This is a genomic window from Pseudomonas caricapapayae (genome assembly GCF_001400735.1).
In the GTDB taxonomy this organism is placed as follows: domain Bacteria; phylum Pseudomonadota; class Gammaproteobacteria; order Pseudomonadales; family Pseudomonadaceae; genus Aquipseudomonas; species Aquipseudomonas caricapapayae.
The window spans coordinates 46454-61232 of record NZ_LJPW01000003.1; the positions used below are offsets into that span (position 1 = coordinate 46454).

Sequence of the window (14779 nt, forward strand, 5' to 3'; positions counted from 1 at the left end):
GTGACGCTCAGACAACCGGTTCATCGAGAACATTATTAAAAGCTGTCAGCAGATCGAACGCCTGGACCTGAATCTCTTTCCAGTTGCTCATGAGTGTTTGAAAGCGGGAAACAAAACTCACCAGGTACAAAGCGTTATTGGTATTTTTGATGCGATCGTAAGACGAGTCGACCAGTTCTTCCAGCAACACCCACAGGCTTTCTATATTGCTGACACCGCTGGCAGCACCCGACACTCTGGCTTTCAAATCCTGGAGGCTGGTTTCGAACGCCAGCAAATCGCTCAACAGCGCATTGAATTGTTTTATCTTCTGCTCTATCTGACGTTTCTCCCCGATCAAATGATCTTTTTCAGCGAGTGCCATCGACGCTTTGGGACCAAAAATAGACAGGGAAACAGCCCCGCCTACAGGTCCCCACCAGAAACCGATCCACTTGTATTCGGAATACTCTTCGTATTCGGCGAGCTTCTGATTGATGCGTCTGTTGAGTTGATCAACGTCGGCGACGAGCCGGGCAATCTCCTCGTCACCGCTGACAGAGCCGGCGAGCCTTATTTTCAGCGCCACGCCAGGCGCTATATTTTCCTGAAGGCGACGCTTGAAGTCGGTCACCCCGACTCTGGTGCGCGTAGTGCTAGCGCTGTGCTCCTTGATGTACACCTTGAGTTCATCGACCAGTGACAGCAGCCCAGGCAGCTTTCTGCTGTCCTGGTCCATCAGTGCGACCGGCGGCATCTCATCGATCTGTGACGGGGACAAGTCACCCACTTGCAGGGTCTGGTAGGACTCAAGGCCCTTGATGAAATCCACAACATTTGTTGCGATAGTAATCAGGTTGCCCGAAAAGACATACAGGTCGCTACCGACCTTCTGCATCGCGGTTTCCACCTCCGACCAGCTTCTTGCATGAGCCTGAATAGCAACGTACAACTCGGCAATCGCTGCTGCTCCAAGGCCGGGAATGCCGTTATCCTGCCCTCCTGTCAACTGACTGACTTCTTCCAGTGTGGTGGGCAGTTCCAGACCCGTATTGACATAGCGCCTGATACGGCGAACATCATCATTGGTAATCAAGCCCGGTGCACGTACAACATCTGCTCCCTGACGGGTCAGGGCATCCATTAAATCCTTGCTGACACGGCTGACATCCTCAACGGTATGCTCTTTGCCATCTGTAAGTTGTAACGCGGTCGTTGCCATGATTAACTTCCTTATTATCGGGTTCCTGCAGTACGAACGTTATAAACGGGCGCTTCAGGAGCCCTGAAAATTAACAGAGGGTATCGACTTTAAACAGCGAGTAGAGCGGACGGTGCCCGTAGGAATAAACGGCACACAATGACATCCCGGAGGAGAACGTTAACAGCAGCATTACTGCTTGCTGCACGCTTCAATACCGGGAGATTTATATAAATATTCGGGACAAAAAAAACCCACTTTCGTGGGCTTTTTTTGACTCAGGAATTTTACAGGTAGAACGACTTCAGCGGTGGGAAGCCGTTGAATTCCACTGCGCTGTAGCTGGTGGTGTAGGCACCGGTCGACAACCAGTACATGCGGTCACCGATGGCCAGATTGAGTGGCAGACCGTACTTGTAGTTTTCGTACATGATGTCGGCGCTGTCGCAGGTCGGGCCGGCAATGACCACTTCTTCCATTTCGCCCTTTTTCTCTGTCCAGATCGGAAACTTGATGGCTTCGTCCATGGTTTCGATCAGACCGGAGAACTTGCCCACGTCGGTGTAGACCCAGCGCTCGACCGCCGTGCGCGACTTGCGCGCGACCAGCACGACTTCACTGACCAGAATACCGGCGTTGGAGATCAGCGAGCGGCCCGGCTCCAGAATGATTTCCGGCAGGTCATCACCGAAGTCTTCCTTCAGGAAGCGGATAATCTCTTCGGCATAGGTTTCCAGGCTGTTGGTACGGGTGATGTAGTTGGCCGGGAAGCCGCCACCCATATTGATGAGCTTGAGAACGATGCCGTCTTCTTCCTTGAGACGCTCGAAGATCACTTTGACCTTGGCGATGGCAGCGTCCCAGACACTGATGTCGCGCTGCTGCGAACCCACGTGGAACGAGATGCCGTAAGGCACCAGGCCCAGATCGCGGGCAAGGATCAGCAGGTCCATTGCCATATCGGTCTGGCAGCCGAATTTGCGCGACAGTGGCCAGTCGGCAGTGGTCGACCCTTCGGTCAGAATGCGCACATAGACTTTGGCACCCGGTGCGGCCTTGGCAATGTTGCGCAAGTCGGCTTCGGAATCGGTTGCAAACAGACGCACGCCCTTCTCGTAGAAGTAGCGGATGTCTTTGGACTTCTTGATGGTGTTGCCGTAACTGATGCGCTCAGGGCCAACGCCGCAGCCCATGACCTTGTCCAGCTCGTAGATCGACGCGATGTCGAAGCTCGAACCCTTTTCCTTGAGCAGATTGATGACTTCAACGGCAGGGTTGGCCTTGACCGCGTAGTAGACCTTGGCAAATTCGAAGCCCGCACGCAGGTCGTCATATGCCTTGCTGATGATGTCAGTATCAATGACCACGAACGGGGTTTCTTGCTTGTCAGCGAAGGCCTTCATTTTCTTGAAGGTTTCGGCTGAGTAGTAGTCTTCGACATTGATCGGCATGCTGCTGGAACTCCTATTGGCAAACGGTATTGGTCAATGGGTACAAATGAACGCCCTCCGTATCCCCACTTTGGTTCGCCTACTTCCCAAGGCATGTCGCCGAAAGCAAAAAGGCCCTGAAGGGGCTGCCTTCCTGGCCTTGCTGTCTCGTCGTCAGTACTTGAGCCGGATGGATCGTTTCCAGCATGGACGTTCGGCGCGAACTTTAGGACCTGAGGGGCCGGATATCAACAAAAAATGTCGCGTTTTTGCACAGGGCTCTTGAGTTGCCTTCCCAAGGACCTGTTTAACCGACCTGCATGACAGGCAGATGTTCCCCACAGGGTAATAAGCGACTGAAAGGGGCTGGCCAATCCGGCAGCTTTGAGACAGGAAGATCAACCCTGAACTTTGGCAGGAGAGCGGCTGAAAACGGTGATCAAATAACTGTGGCTACGCACTATCTGAAGCGCGGCCTGCACGGAAGGATCAAAAGAGGGGTTGCGGATATCCGGGGGGGGGGTCGAGCCAGATGCATGATCTGTTTACGGTGAAACGGCATGTAAAACACGATCAGCCCGATGCCGCTGCGGCACCAGGCTGATCTTGCCAGGCTTATGCCTGTGCTTCGGCTGCAACGTCCGCTGGCGAGACAATACTGGTCTTCATCCCGCGCGAGCGACCCGAGCTCAGATAAGCCGCAATGGACTCTTGCGTCACTTCACCCAGGAACACATTTTCGGCATCCAGTACCGGCAGCCACGAGCGGTTGAACTCGTACATGCGCGACAGCAGGATGCGCAAGTGCTCGTCGTACGCTGCCGTGCCGTTGAACTCGCGCAGGAACTGGGCGCATGTGCCCTGCTGACGGTGCAGGTCACGACGACGCACATAGCCCATCGCCTTGTTCTCGCTGTCGGTAACGACGATGTAGCGACGGTCGTTTTCGTCCATCACGTCCAACGCATCGGCGACCGGGGTTTCCGGGCTGACCGACGGCGCGTTGTCGGCAGCATCCTCGGCCTTGACCAGCAGCAGGCGTTTGAGCGTGCTGTCCTGGCCAACGAAGCTGCTGACGAAGTCGTCCGCCGGGTGCGCCAGCAAGGTGTCCGGATGATCGATCTGCAGCAGCTTGCCGCCACGGAAAATCGCAATCTTGTCGCCCAGCTTGATGGCTTCGTCGATGTCGTGGCTGACCATGATCACGGTCTTGTTCAGCGCCCGCTGCATTTCGAAGAACTCGTTCTGGATCATCTCGCGGTTGATCGGGTCGACTGCACCGAACGGCTCGTCCATCAGCAGCAACGGCGCGTCAGCCGCAAGGGCGCGGATCACACCGATTCGCTGTTGCTGACCACCGGACAGTTCACGCGGGTAGCGATGCAGGTACTGCTTGGGCTCCAGTTTGATCATGCTCATCAGTTCGCGGGCACGGTCATGGCAGCGCTGTTTGTCCCAGCCAAGCAGCTTGGGCACGACCACAATGTTTTCTTCGATGGTCATGTTCGGGAACAGACCAATCTGCTGAATCACATAACCGATGTTGCGACGCAGGGTCACTTCGTCCAGATCAGTGGTGTCTTCGCCGTTGATCAGCACCTTGCCGGAGGTCGGCATGATCAGGCGATTGATCATTTTCAGCGTGGTGCTCTTGCCGCAGCCCGACGGGCCGAGGAAGACGCAGATCTCGCCTTCATTGACCGTGAGACTGACCGAATCGACAGCCTTCACTTCTTTGCCGTTGCTCTGGAAAGTCTTGGAGAGGTTCTGGAGTTCGATCATTTCAGTAATCCTTTTGGAGTCAGCGTACGTTGCAGCCATTGCAGGAGAAGGTCGGCGATGATGGCCAGAATACTGACCAGTAGCGCGCCGACGATCAGCATCGACATATCGCTGCGGCTGATTGAAGCAAGAATGAGTACACCCAGACCACCGGCACCGATGGTCGCGGCGATGGTCATGACACCGATATTCATCACCACGGCGGTGCGCACACCGGCGAGGATCACGGGCACCGCGATGGGCAGTTCAACCATGCGCAGGCGCTGGCCGAAGGTCATGCCGATGCCCTTGGCGGCTTCGCGAATGCCCGGCTCGACGCCGGTCAGCGCCAGGTAGGTATTGCGCATGATCGGCAGCAGCGAATAGAGGAACACCGCTGTGATGGCCGGCATCGGGCCAAGGCCCTGACCAAATTTGGAGTAGAACGGCAACAACAGGCCGAACAGCGCAATGGACGGCACGGTCAACAACACCGTGGCGCTGGCTTGCAATGGGCCAGCCAGTGCCGGGAAACGCGTCATCAGGACGCCCAACGGCACGCCGACAAGAATCGCCAGGGTCACGGCAATGCCGACCAGCGTGATGTGCTGCCAGGTCAGTTGCACGACCTGAGCCCAGTCCAGATGGGAGAAGGCGCTCAAGAAACTCATATCGTCTCCTTCCTTAGTTCAATGGATGCTGACGCAGAAAATCTGCGGCAACCGTGGAGGGGCTTTCATGGCCGACGTCGACGCGAGCGTTAAGGTCGATCATGGTCTGGTTGTCCAGCAGATCAGCCAGCGGCTTGAGCAGCGTGGCGATGTCCGGATGCTTGTCCAGGTACTCCTGACGGATCACCGGCGCCGCGGTGTAGTCCGGGAAGTAGTGCTTGTCGTCTTCCAGCACCTTCAGCTTGAACGCGTTGAGACGACCGTCGGTGGTGTACACCAGACCGGCAAACACCTGACCGTTACGCAACGCGGTATAGACCAGCCCGGCGTCCATCTGCCGGGTGTTTTCACGACCGAGATTCATGTCGTAGTGCTTGACCATGCCGATCAGGCCGTCGGAACGGTTGGCAAACTCGGTGTCCAGCGCTACGACATGACCCTCTTTGGCTTCGTCCTTGAGCACTTTGGTCAGGTCGGTCATGGTATTGACCTGCGGGTACTTGTCAGCCACTTTTTGCGGCAGTGCCAGCGCGTAGGTGTTGTTGAATTTTGACGGCGCAAGCCAGACCAGACCTTTCTTCGCATCGACTTCTTTAACACGCGCATAAGTCTGTGCGCTGTCGAGTTTCTCATCGATGTGGTTATAGGCAACCAGCGACACACCGGTGTATTCCCACAGCAGATCCAGTTGACCGCTTTCCTGTGCGCTGCGCGCCAGGTTACTGCCGAGACCGCCTGTGATCTGTACGTCGTAGTTCTTGGTCCGCAGGTATTGCGCAGTCAGTTCGGCCAGCATGGTCTGTTCGGTGAACACCCGTGCGCCGACGCGTAGCAGTGGCTTTTCCGCGGCCTGGGCAAATGCCGGAAGCAACAAGGCAAAGCCTAAAAACAAGCATATTCTTTTCATGTTAATTCCTTCGCTCAACGAGCCAGACCGCGTTCCAGCCAGAGACGGCTGGCCAGTGTCACCAACCCATCGAGCAGCAGCGCAAGCAGAGCGGTACACGCCGCACCCAGCACCAGTTGCGGCTGATTGTTCAACGCGATGCCGGGGAAAATCAGGCTGCCGAGGCTGTTGGCACCGATGAGAAACGCCAGCGGCGCCGTCCCGACATTGATCGCCAGCGCGACACGCACACCACCGACAATGATCGGCACGGCGTTGGGCAACTCGACACGCCACAGCACCTGGCGCGGAGTCATGCCAATGCCGACGGCAGCTTCCTTGAGTGAACCCTGAACGTTTTTCAAGCCTTCATAGGTGTTACGCACGATAGGCAACAAAGAGGCGAGGAACAGCGCGAAGATCGCAGGCCCGCTGCCAATCCCGAGAATCCCGAGGGCAATGGCCAGAACGGCGAGAGGAGGAACGGTGTTGCCAATGTTGAATATCTGCATGAAGCGTTCGGCACGGCCAACCATACTCGGTCGGCTGAGGGCAATGCCCGCAGGAATACCGACCACCAGGGCCGCCAACATTGAAACCAGAACCAGAATCAGGTGGGCCTGAAGGTAGAACAACAGGTCATCCTGGTATTGCTTGATAGTACTGATGCCGATCCAGTGGATCAGCAGGGCCAGGAGTGCGATCATAACCGCACCTCCCAATAGCCCCTTGCCATAGCGATTTGCCACAGGCGGACTCCTTATTTCAGTCGGCGAACGCGTTGACCTGGACGTCCGGAAAAGACGTCGGCAATAACGTTCGCGAAGAGCAGCGGGTGGGTCGCCGGTAAGGGTTTAACCTCGGCGAAAACACAAGCCATAAGCGCAGCTTCGTCAAGCCAACATGCTGATGAATCAGCCCCGTGCGTTGGCTTCGTTGCGAGCCTTGACGGGGGAGTGGACGTCTCCACGACCTGAAAGGTTCCCACACGAGACATTATCTGGCCATCGTTTATTGTCTGAACGGTTCGGTTATTGCCGCGAGTTGAGCTATAATCTGCGCCCTTTTTCAATCCCGTACCAGGCGATTTCCCATGACCCAACAGGCCGCCGAAGTCGCGAAACGCCGCACTTTCGCCATCATTTCCCACCCGGATGCGGGTAAAACCACTATCACGGAAAAACTCCTGCTGATGGGCAAGGCCATTTCCGTCGCCGGTACGGTCAAGTCGCGCAAGTCCGACCGTCACGCTACATCCGACTGGATGGAAATGGAGAAGCAGCGCGGTATTTCCATCACCACATCCGTGATGCAGTTTCCGTATCGCGATCACATGATCAACCTGCTCGACACGCCGGGGCACGAAGACTTCTCCGAAGACACCTACCGTACCCTGACGGCTGTCGACTCGGCCTTGATGGTCCTCGACGGCGGTAAGGGCGTCGAGCCGCGCACCATTGCGCTGATGGATGTCTGCCGTCTGCGCGACACGCCCATCGTCAGCTTCATCAACAAGCTCGACCGCGACATCCGCGACCCGATCGAGCTGCTCGATGAAATCGAAGCGGTGCTCAAGATCAAGGCTGCTCCGATCACCTGGCCGATTGGCTGCTACCGGGATTTCAAGGGTGTGTATCACCTGGCCGACGACTACATCATTGTCTATACCGCAGGTCACGGCCACGAGCGTACCGAAACCAGAATCATCGAAAAGCTCGATTCGGACGAAGCCCGCGCCCACCTGGGCGACGAGTACGATCGTTTCGTCGAGCAACTGGAGCTGGTACAGGGCGCCTGCCACGAGTTCAACCAGCAGGAGTTCATCGACGGCCAATTGACCCCGGTGTTCTTCGGCACTGCGCTGGGCAACTTCGGCGTCGACCATGTACTCGATGCCGTAGTGAACTGGGCTCCCAAGCCGCTGGCACGTGTGGCTAACGAGCGGACCGTCGAGCCAGCCGAAGAGAAATTCAGCGGTTTCGTGTTCAAGATCCAGGCGAACATGGACCCCAAGCACCGCGACCGTATCGCCTTCATGCGGATCTGCTCGGGACGTTACGACAAGGGCATGAAAATGCGCCATGTGCGCCTGGGCAAGGATGTGCGGATCGGCGACGCGCTGACGTTCTTCTCATCGGAACGCGAGCAACTGGAAGAAGCCTATGCCGGTGACATCATCGGCCTGCACAACCACGGCACCATCCAGATTGGCGATACCTTCACCGAAGGCGAAGCACTGGGTTTCACCGGTATTCCGCACTTCGCCCCGGAGCTGTTTCGCCGCGTGCGCCTGAAGGATCCGCTCAAATCCAAGCAATTGCGTCAGGGCCTGCAGCAACTGGCCGAAGAAGGCGCCACACAGGTGTTCTTCCCGCAGCGCAGCAACGACATCATTCTCGGTGCCGTCGGTGTGCTGCAGTTCGATGTGGTCGCCAGCCGTTTGAAGGAAGAATACAAGGTCGAATGCGCTTACGAGCCGATCACTGTCTGGTCCGCCCGCTGGATCGACTGCGCCGACAAGAAGAAGCTTGAGGAGTTTGAGAACAAGGCCGTGGAAAACCTGGCAGTAGACGGTGGCGGTCACCTGACCTACCTCGCCCCTACCCGCGTGAACCTGGCGCTGATGGAAGAACGCTGGCCAGACGTGAAATTCCGCGCCACCCGCGAGCATCATTGATAATCCAGGCTATCGTGCGACGCAGAGCGTCGGGAACGGCATTCCCACGCTGGAGCGTGAGGAACGATAATCTCAACGGCGACTATCGTGCGACGCTCTGCGTCGCATGCCGTTCTGGACGCTCTGCGTCCAATCCTCCCGGAACATTCACTGACCTGGATCAACCATTCGGCGCAAAATGAGAATTAATCTCAATAGTGCCTTGCTATTATCCCGATAAGAATTATTCTCATCTTACTTGGACAGGAGATGAGACATGACCTATTTGATCGATGCATGGCTGGACCGGCCCCACCCTTACCTGAGAATTCTCCATCGCGAGACAGGCGAAGTGTGTGCGGTTCTGGAGGAGGAAGCACTGGAGGAGTTACGCGATCAGGGCGATCTGGACGTGTGCAGCCTGAGCTCAAGCGAGCCACTGGTGCTCAAGGAGCTGGTGAGAAACCTGTTTCTGTTCTGCTATGCACGGGCGTTGCGCCCGATGGGTGAGTTGCACTGAGCATGAAGCGTCAGCACAACCCCGCCGCTGAACGAATCAGCGTGATTCGTTCAGCGTTTTTCTGTATCGAACACGTCGATTACAGAACGTCCAGCAGTTCCACGTCGAACACCAGCACGCTGTGCGGTGCGATGCTGCCAACGCCCTGAGCGCCATAAGCCAGCTCGCTCGGTACGTGCAGACGCCATTTGCTGCCAGCGTTCATCAGTTGCAGCGCCTCGGTCCAGCCAGCGATCACGCCGCTGACCGGAAACTCGGCCGGCTCGCCACGATCGTAGGAGCTGTCAAACACATTACCGTCGATCAAAGTGCCGTGGTAATGAACACGCACCTGATCTTCACGGCCTGGCTTGGCACCATTACCAGCAGTCAGGACTTCAAATTGCAGACCCGAAGCCAGCGTGGTCACGCCTTCGCGCTTGGCGTTCTCAGCCAGGTAGGCCTTGCCAGCCCCGGCAGCCTGTTCAGCCTTGGCGGCGGTTTCGGCCTGCATGATTTCACGGATGACCTTAAAGCTGGCGGACATTTCTTCCTGACCCACACGGCTCGGCTGGCCACCAAACGCATCGCGCAGACCTGCCACGATGGCTTCCAGGTTGACGCCCGGTGGCGGGTTGTCGCGCAACTGGTCGCCCAACTGACGGCCAATGCCGTAGCTGACGCGGGTTTCGTCGGTGGACAGATTGACTTCGGACATGACACTGCTCCGCAGAGGGGCGCGCAGTCGATAATCGCGTAAAACCTGAACGGCAATCACGCTACACCCTGATGCGCCCCGAACCAAAAGGGCAAGCAGCCTAGCACAGTTGCCCTCACGGCCCCTACCGCAGTAGCGATTTGCCCCTGACGGTCAGGACCACGATGAATGAAAGGAGATCGGCATACGCATCTCGGAGCGATCGTTCACCGGCATGCCGCACAGCTCGTCATGCACCACGCAATGCACCAGATAGAACGGCACCACCGGCATGTCCTTCAGCAACTCCCGGGCATGCTCCACCGAGCGAAGATGCAGCGTCTTGCCTGCCGGGTCCTTGAGCATCACCGAGGTGCCGTTCATACGCACATCCAGCAGGTAGATGCCGCCTTCGATGGAGATCAGGTTCAGCTCATCGACCCGACCGGCCCGGGCGTGATCGGTAAACTCCTGGTAATTCATGGTCGACTCTCCTGCGCAACGTCTAATGCATCGGAACGGACGTTTTACAACACACGGAGGCGACATGCCAGACACGAAACCGCCCGCCCCTTTTATCCTTCATCGCCTCAGTGCTTGGTCAGCTTGTCCAGATAGCCCATCGCAAACGCGGATATCACGAACGTCATGTGGATAATCACGTACCACATCAGGTACTCAGTCTTGATGTTGGTGGCGTCCATGAACACCCGCAGCAAGTGGATCGAAGAAATTGCCACGATGGACGCCGCAACTTTCATCTTCAGCGAGGACGAATCCATCGTCCCCAGCCAGTTCAGCTTTTCCTTGTCTTCATCGATGTCCAACTGCGATACGAAATTCTCGTAGCCGGAAATCATCACCATCACCAGCAGGCCACCCACCAGCGCCATGTCGATCAGCGACAGCAACACCAGGATCAGGTCAGCTTCAGCCAGAGAGAAAATGTTCGGGATGACGTGAAAGATTTCCTGAAAGAATTTCAGGCACAGCGCCAGCAGCCCGAGAGAAAGACCGAAATAGATCGGCGCCAGCAGCCAGCGCGATGCGTACATGGCATTTTCAAAAAAACGTTCCATTGATACTCGCAAGGTGTTTTGAAGGAGCGGGCGAGTATATCAGCGGTAACGCGCGGCTCTGGAGATGCGACAAAATATCGCACAGCCAGCAGGCATGCACTGTCGCGTAACGCGATTGCGCAACCGAGGCCGGCTAGAAAGGCGATGAGCGTTCACACACCAGCATATCGCTGTTGATACGTCGCAGCTCGGCTTGAACGTGCAAAGTCCAGATCGGCACATCATCGGCGCACTGGTAACCATGCAACGACAGGCTCTCCAGAATGCTCGTCAATACCGCCTGCGCTGCCGGCAGCCCCTTGAAAGGCCCTTGGGACTTGATCGCGGAAGGCTGCTCATCGGCCATGCCTGCGGCGAAAAGCACCATCCATTGTCCGCCATCATGGGGAAGGGGTCGAATGACACATTCGATGCGGGTCATCAGTCCCATGCATTCTCGGGTAAGGCAAAGGCTACGCTGCATGATGCGCTCCTGATCGGCAAGAGTATTATCCTGCTCGCAAAGCAGGATGCGCGCCAATCCCATTGGTCACTGCGGTCATGATCAAGGTTAGAAGAAGTGTGCCCCGAGCGAATATGTCCCTGATGAACGGAGCCCTGACAAGCGCAACCCGAGCAGCATCAATACCGCCCGGACAGCGCTGTTGTCAGACCTTCAGCTCAGGCTGCAACTGCGCCGGCTCCTTCTCCAGCTCTTCTTTGAGGTCTTCGTCGCTGAGCATTTCCGCAATGTCGCGCAAGCGCTCCACCACGCGCGCATTCACGCTGCCTTCCGGAAACTCACCATTCTCGTCAGGCGCACCGGCCGGCTCGCCCACCAGCAGGCTCAAGGCTTCGTCGGCCTGACGCACCGCGTAGATATGGAATTGCCCGTCACGCACAGCCTGCACCACACGCTCGTCCAGCATCAACGTAGTGACGTTGGCATGCGGAATGATTGCACCCTGCTCGCCGGTCAGGCCACGTGCCTCACAGAGACGGAAGAAACCTTCGATCTTCTCGTTGACCCCGCCCACCGCCTGCACTTCACCGAACTGATTGATGGAACCGGTAATCGCGAAGCACTGCTTGAGCGGCGTACGTGACAACGCTGAAATCAGCGTGCAGGCCTCGCCCAGCGAGGCGCTGTCGCCATCCACGTAACCGTAGGACTGCTCAAGCGCGATACTCGCGGATATTGCCAGAGGGAATTCCTGGGCGTAGCGGCTGCCGAGGTAGCCGGTGAGAATCATCACGCCCTTGGAGTGAATCGGCTGACCAAGATTGACCTCGCGTTCGATGTCGACGATTCCGCTACCGCCCGGATAAACGGTGGCGGAAATGCGTGCTGGCACGCCAAAGGCCGAATCGCCCACCTCCAGAACCGTCAGGCCATTGCACTTGCCGACCGCCGCACCGTCAGTGTCGATCAGGATCACGCCAGCCATCATGTCATCAAGAATACGCGCCGAGACCCGCCCGGTACGGGTGGCCTTGGCCTTGAGCGCACGCTCGATATGCCCGGCGTCGGTCTTGTCGTCGTTGGCCAGCTGGCGGATGAAGTCTGCCTCGCTGACCAGCTGGAACAGGTCACCGATGCGCGCCGACAAACGCCCCTGGTGTTCCGCCAGTCGGGCGCTGTAGGTCGCCAGTCGCGCGACCGCATCGGCGGTGAGAGGCGCCATGCCCTCTTCCGAGGTGCGGGTCTTCAGCAACTGAGCGAACTGCTCGAGGGTCTCGTCGACCATCGGAATTTCTTCGTCGAAATCGACCAGAACCCGGAACATCTCCTGAAAGTCAGGATCCAGGTCTTGCAAGGTGTAATACAGCGAACGCGAACCGATAATGATGATCTTGACGTTCCACGGAATCACCTGCGGTGTAAGACTCACGGTGGCGACGCGACCCAGCTCGCCCAGCGGCGATTCCATCTTCAGCTTGCGCGATTGCAGGGTGCGCTTGAGTGCGTCCCAGACAAACGGCTCACCCAGCATTTTCTCCGCTTCAAGAATCAGGAAGCCACCATTGGCGCGATGCAGCGCACCGGGCCGCAACTGGCGATAGGTGGTGTACAGGGCACCCTGATCGGTACTGTATTCGATACGTCCGAACAGGTTGTCGTACGTAGGATGCTGCTCGAAAACCACCGGTGCGCCGCCGTCGCGGTTGTGACCGACCACCAGGCTCGGGCTGTACTGCTCTTCCAGCAGCTTGCGTGCCTGCGCGTCGGTCTTGGCGTCATCGACCAGTTGCTCGACCAGCGTCTTGAGCAGGTACACCTGCATGGCTTGCAGGTAGGCGCAGACTGCCGCGTTCTCGGCGTATTTTTCCGAGAGCGGTGCCAGCAATGGTTGCAGGGTCAGCGTGATGGTTTCTTCGTTCAACTGACGCAGTTGATTGTTGGATTCGCGCTTCCACTGCGGCAGGCTGGCCAGTTCTTCGTTCAGGCGCTCTTCGAGGGCGGAAATGTCTTCGTGAAAACGCTCGCGATCCGCCTCGGGCAGCTGCGAAAACTCGGCCTCGTCCAGCGCCTTGCCATCGGCCATCGGGGTGAAGGCAATGTTCGAGCTGTCGCGATACAGCGCGATGTTCTTCTCCAGCGACAGGCGCTCGATCACATCCAGTGCACGGTCATAGCGCTGATTGAAAGCGCGGTCGATCGAGCTTTTTTTCTGCTGATAGGACGGATGTTCGAAAACCGCCGGAAAGGTCACCAGCAAGTTGTCGATCAGACCGCCGATGTCGGCCGTGAACTCATGAGCAGTGCCCGGTGACAGCTCCAGAGCCTTCGGTTCGCGGGGCTCATCGAAATTATTGACGTAAACCCAGTCCGAAGGCGTCTGCATCCGCTTGCCTTCGGCCTTGAGGTAGCGCTTGACGAACGAAAAGCGGCCAGTGCCGGGTTCGCCCATGACAAATACGTTGTAACCGGGGCGCGGCATGGCAACGCCGAACTGCAGGGCTTCTACGGCACGCTCCTGGCCAAGGACACCGCGAAAGGGTTCGAGCTCGTGAGTGGTCGCAAAGCTGAACTGCTCAGCGGAAAACGGACGGGTCAGCGCATGTGGCGCCAGGCGTAGGTTGGCTGCGACGGAATCGGGCATCAGTAATCCTTACATCAGGCGGGGCAGATGTCGGCATTCTGGCGCTCGCCGTACAAGACTTGCAAGGCAGGAAAGAAGCCAAAGGCGGTTACAGCCACAAAGCCAGCGCTTGCTGCACGAAAAAAATCTATTTCCGGCAATAATCTGTAATAGCTCACGGAACCCTTCGAACCCGCCTAAGCTCCAAATTGCACAGGTGGTTGCTGGTTAGCCGCCTGTCTTGATGTGACTACTCAAGAAACTCGACCCTTGGCTGAATTAAAAAGAGAAAAAGCTATGAAACGGATTCTTCTTGGAACGCTCTTCGCCGCTGTATCCATCAACGCTATGGCTCAAGCCCCAGGCGGTCCTGACTGCGGTTGGGGCAACATGCTGTTTGAAGGCCAGCGCGGTACACCAGCTCACTTCCTGGCATCAACCACCAACGGCACTTCGGGCAATGCCACGTTCGGCATGACCTCCGGCACCAACGGCTGTTCGACCAACAGCGCACTGACCTACGGCGGTAAATCCTGGCTTGCCATGAACGGCATGATGGATGAACTTTCCAAGGACATGGCCATGGGTCAGGGTGAAGCACTGACCACCTACGCGGTAGTACTGGGTGTTGCACCAGAAGATCGCCAGCACTTCGCTGCGGTCACTCACGAGCACTTCTCGCAAATCTTCAGCAAGGCCGACGCCACCGCTGAAGACGTTCACACCAACACTGTCAACGTGCTGAAAAACGATCCGACGCTGGCCAAGTACGCTACCCAGGCTTAAAGTCGTTCGCCCGCCCTTTCATCGCAAAGGGCGGGACCACCTTTCCTGACTTCTCCTGACTAGTTGCCCTCT

General features: G+C 57.3%; 14 protein-coding genes. 3 read left to right on the top strand and 11 right to left on the bottom strand.

What is annotated here, in order from left to right; genetic code table 11:
* Positions 1-7: 7 nt before the first annotated feature.
* From ALO80_RS00280 to ALO80_RS00305, 6 genes are all read right to left on the bottom strand, one after another.
* Positions 8-1201 (bottom strand): alpha-xenorhabdolysin family binary toxin subunit A, encoded by a 1194-nt coding sequence (locus ALO80_RS00280; RefSeq protein WP_122302024.1) that lies wholly within the window; start codon positions 1199-1201, stop codon positions 8-10.
* Between the two features lie 266 nt (positions 1202-1467).
* Positions 1468-2631 (bottom strand): type III PLP-dependent enzyme, encoded by a 1164-nt coding sequence (locus tag ALO80_RS00285; protein WP_054988431.1) that lies wholly within the window; start codon positions 2629-2631, stop codon positions 1468-1470.
* 594 nt (positions 2632-3225) lie between these two features.
* Complete coding sequence (locus ALO80_RS00290; RefSeq protein ID WP_055007498.1) at positions 3226-4392, bottom strand: osmoprotectant ABC transporter ATP-binding protein OsmV; 1167 nt, start codon at positions 4390-4392, stop codon at positions 3226-3228.
* Positions 4389-5042: an ABC transporter permease gene (locus ALO80_RS00295; RefSeq protein WP_055007499.1), complete on the bottom strand. Its 654-nt coding sequence runs from the start codon at positions 5040-5042 to the stop codon at positions 4389-4391. The genes ALO80_RS00290 and ALO80_RS00295 overlap by 4 nt, the downstream gene beginning before the upstream one ends.
* 13 nt (positions 5043-5055) lie before the next feature.
* Positions 5056-5949, bottom strand: coding sequence for a glycine betaine ABC transporter substrate-binding protein (locus ALO80_RS00300; RefSeq protein ID WP_055007500.1), 894 nt, complete (start codon positions 5947-5949; stop codon positions 5056-5058).
* A 14-nt stretch (positions 5950-5963) separates the two neighbouring features.
* Positions 5964-6635: an ABC transporter permease gene (locus tag ALO80_RS00305; protein WP_174518935.1), complete on the bottom strand. Its 672-nt coding sequence runs from the start codon at positions 6633-6635 to the stop codon at positions 5964-5966.
* A 386-nt stretch (positions 6636-7021) separates the two neighbouring features.
* Between ALO80_RS00305 and ALO80_RS00310 the strand changes: the two genes are divergently transcribed.
* Both ALO80_RS00310 and ALO80_RS00315 read left to right on the top strand, forming a co-directional pair.
* A complete protein-coding gene (locus ALO80_RS00310) occupies positions 7022-8605 on the top strand; it encodes a peptide chain release factor 3 (RefSeq protein WP_055007502.1) in 1584 nt (527 codons plus the stop codon).
* Positions 8606-8861: 256 nt separating this feature from the next.
* The gene (locus ALO80_RS00315) at positions 8862-9104 is read left to right on the top strand and encodes a PA4570 family protein (RefSeq protein ID WP_002555214.1); all 243 of its coding nucleotides are present in this window, start codon (positions 8862-8864) and stop codon (positions 9102-9104) included.
* A gap of 79 nt (positions 9105-9183) precedes the next feature.
* On the opposite strand, the gene ALO80_RS00320 is transcribed toward ALO80_RS00315, so the two are convergent.
* The 5 genes from ALO80_RS00320 to ALO80_RS00340 form a co-directional block, all read right to left on the bottom strand.
* Positions 9184-9801, bottom strand: a complete 618-nt coding sequence (locus ALO80_RS00320) for an FKBP-type peptidyl-prolyl cis-trans isomerase (RefSeq protein ID WP_055007503.1) — start codon at positions 9799-9801, stop codon at positions 9184-9186.
* A 153-nt stretch (positions 9802-9954) separates the two neighbouring features.
* A complete protein-coding gene (locus tag ALO80_RS00325) occupies positions 9955-10263 on the bottom strand; it encodes a DUF6482 family protein (protein ID WP_054984818.1) in 309 nt (102 codons plus the stop codon).
* Between the two features lie 107 nt (positions 10264-10370).
* Positions 10371-10859: a TIGR00645 family protein gene (locus ALO80_RS00330; protein ID WP_054984817.1), complete on the bottom strand. Its 489-nt coding sequence runs from the start codon at positions 10857-10859 to the stop codon at positions 10371-10373.
* Positions 10860-10992: 133 nt separating this feature from the next.
* Positions 10993-11322: a PA4575 family protein gene (locus ALO80_RS00335; protein WP_054984816.1), complete on the bottom strand. Its 330-nt coding sequence runs from the start codon at positions 11320-11322 to the stop codon at positions 10993-10995.
* A gap of 184 nt (positions 11323-11506) precedes the next feature.
* A complete protein-coding gene (locus tag ALO80_RS00340) occupies positions 11507-13942 on the bottom strand; it encodes a Lon protease family protein (RefSeq protein ID WP_054984815.1) in 2436 nt (811 codons plus the stop codon).
* Between the two features lie 276 nt (positions 13943-14218).
* Here ALO80_RS00340 and ALO80_RS00345 point away from each other — a divergent pair, with 276 nt between their 5' ends.
* Positions 14219-14707, top strand: coding sequence for a DUF3015 domain-containing protein (locus ALO80_RS00345; protein WP_007252444.1), 489 nt, complete (start codon positions 14219-14221; stop codon positions 14705-14707).
* The last annotated feature ends 72 nt before the right edge of the window (positions 14708-14779 follow it).

What these genes read in the sequence shown, in the direction of transcription:
- ALO80_RS00320 (WP_055007503.1), bottom strand. Translation starts at nt 9,801, where the DNA reads ATGTCCGAAGTCAATCTGTCCACCGACGAAACCCGCGTCAGCTACGGC.
- ALO80_RS00335 (WP_054984816.1), bottom strand. Translation starts at nt 11,322, where the DNA reads ATGCAGCGTAGCCTTTGCCTTACCCGAGAATGCATGGGACTGATGACC.
- ALO80_RS00310 (WP_055007502.1), top strand. Translation starts at nt 7,022, where the DNA reads ATGACCCAACAGGCCGCCGAAGTCGCGAAACGCCGCACTTTCGCCATC.
- ALO80_RS00290 (WP_055007498.1), bottom strand. Translation starts at nt 4,392, where the DNA reads ATGATCGAACTCCAGAACCTCTCCAAGACTTTCCAGAGCAACGGCAAA.
- ALO80_RS00285 (WP_054988431.1), bottom strand. Translation starts at nt 2,631, where the DNA reads ATGCCGATCAATGTCGAAGACTACTACTCAGCCGAAACCTTCAAGAAA.
- ALO80_RS00295 (WP_055007499.1), bottom strand. Translation starts at nt 5,042, where the DNA reads ATGAGTTTCTTGAGCGCCTTCTCCCATCTGGACTGGGCTCAGGTCGTG.
- ALO80_RS00325 (WP_054984818.1), bottom strand. Translation starts at nt 10,263, where the DNA reads ATGAATTACCAGGAGTTTACCGATCACGCCCGGGCCGGTCGGGTCGAT.
- ALO80_RS00300 (WP_055007500.1), bottom strand. Translation starts at nt 5,949, where the DNA reads ATGAAAAGAATATGCTTGTTTTTAGGCTTTGCCTTGTTGCTTCCGGCA.
- ALO80_RS00280 (WP_122302024.1), bottom strand. Translation starts at nt 1,201, where the DNA reads ATGGCAACGACCGCGTTACAACTTACAGATGGCAAAGAGCATACCGTT.
- ALO80_RS00305 (WP_174518935.1), bottom strand. Translation starts at nt 6,635, where the DNA reads ATGATCGCACTCCTGGCCCTGCTGATCCACTGGATCGGCATCAGTACT.
- ALO80_RS00340 (WP_054984815.1), bottom strand. Translation starts at nt 13,942, where the DNA reads ATGCCCGATTCCGTCGCAGCCAACCTACGCCTGGCGCCACATGCGCTG.
- ALO80_RS00315 (WP_002555214.1), top strand. Translation starts at nt 8,862, where the DNA reads ATGACCTATTTGATCGATGCATGGCTGGACCGGCCCCACCCTTACCTG.
- ALO80_RS00345 (WP_007252444.1), top strand. Translation starts at nt 14,219, where the DNA reads ATGAAACGGATTCTTCTTGGAACGCTCTTCGCCGCTGTATCCATCAAC.
- ALO80_RS00330 (WP_054984817.1), bottom strand. Translation starts at nt 10,859, where the DNA reads ATGGAACGTTTTTTTGAAAATGCCATGTACGCATCGCGCTGGCTGCTG.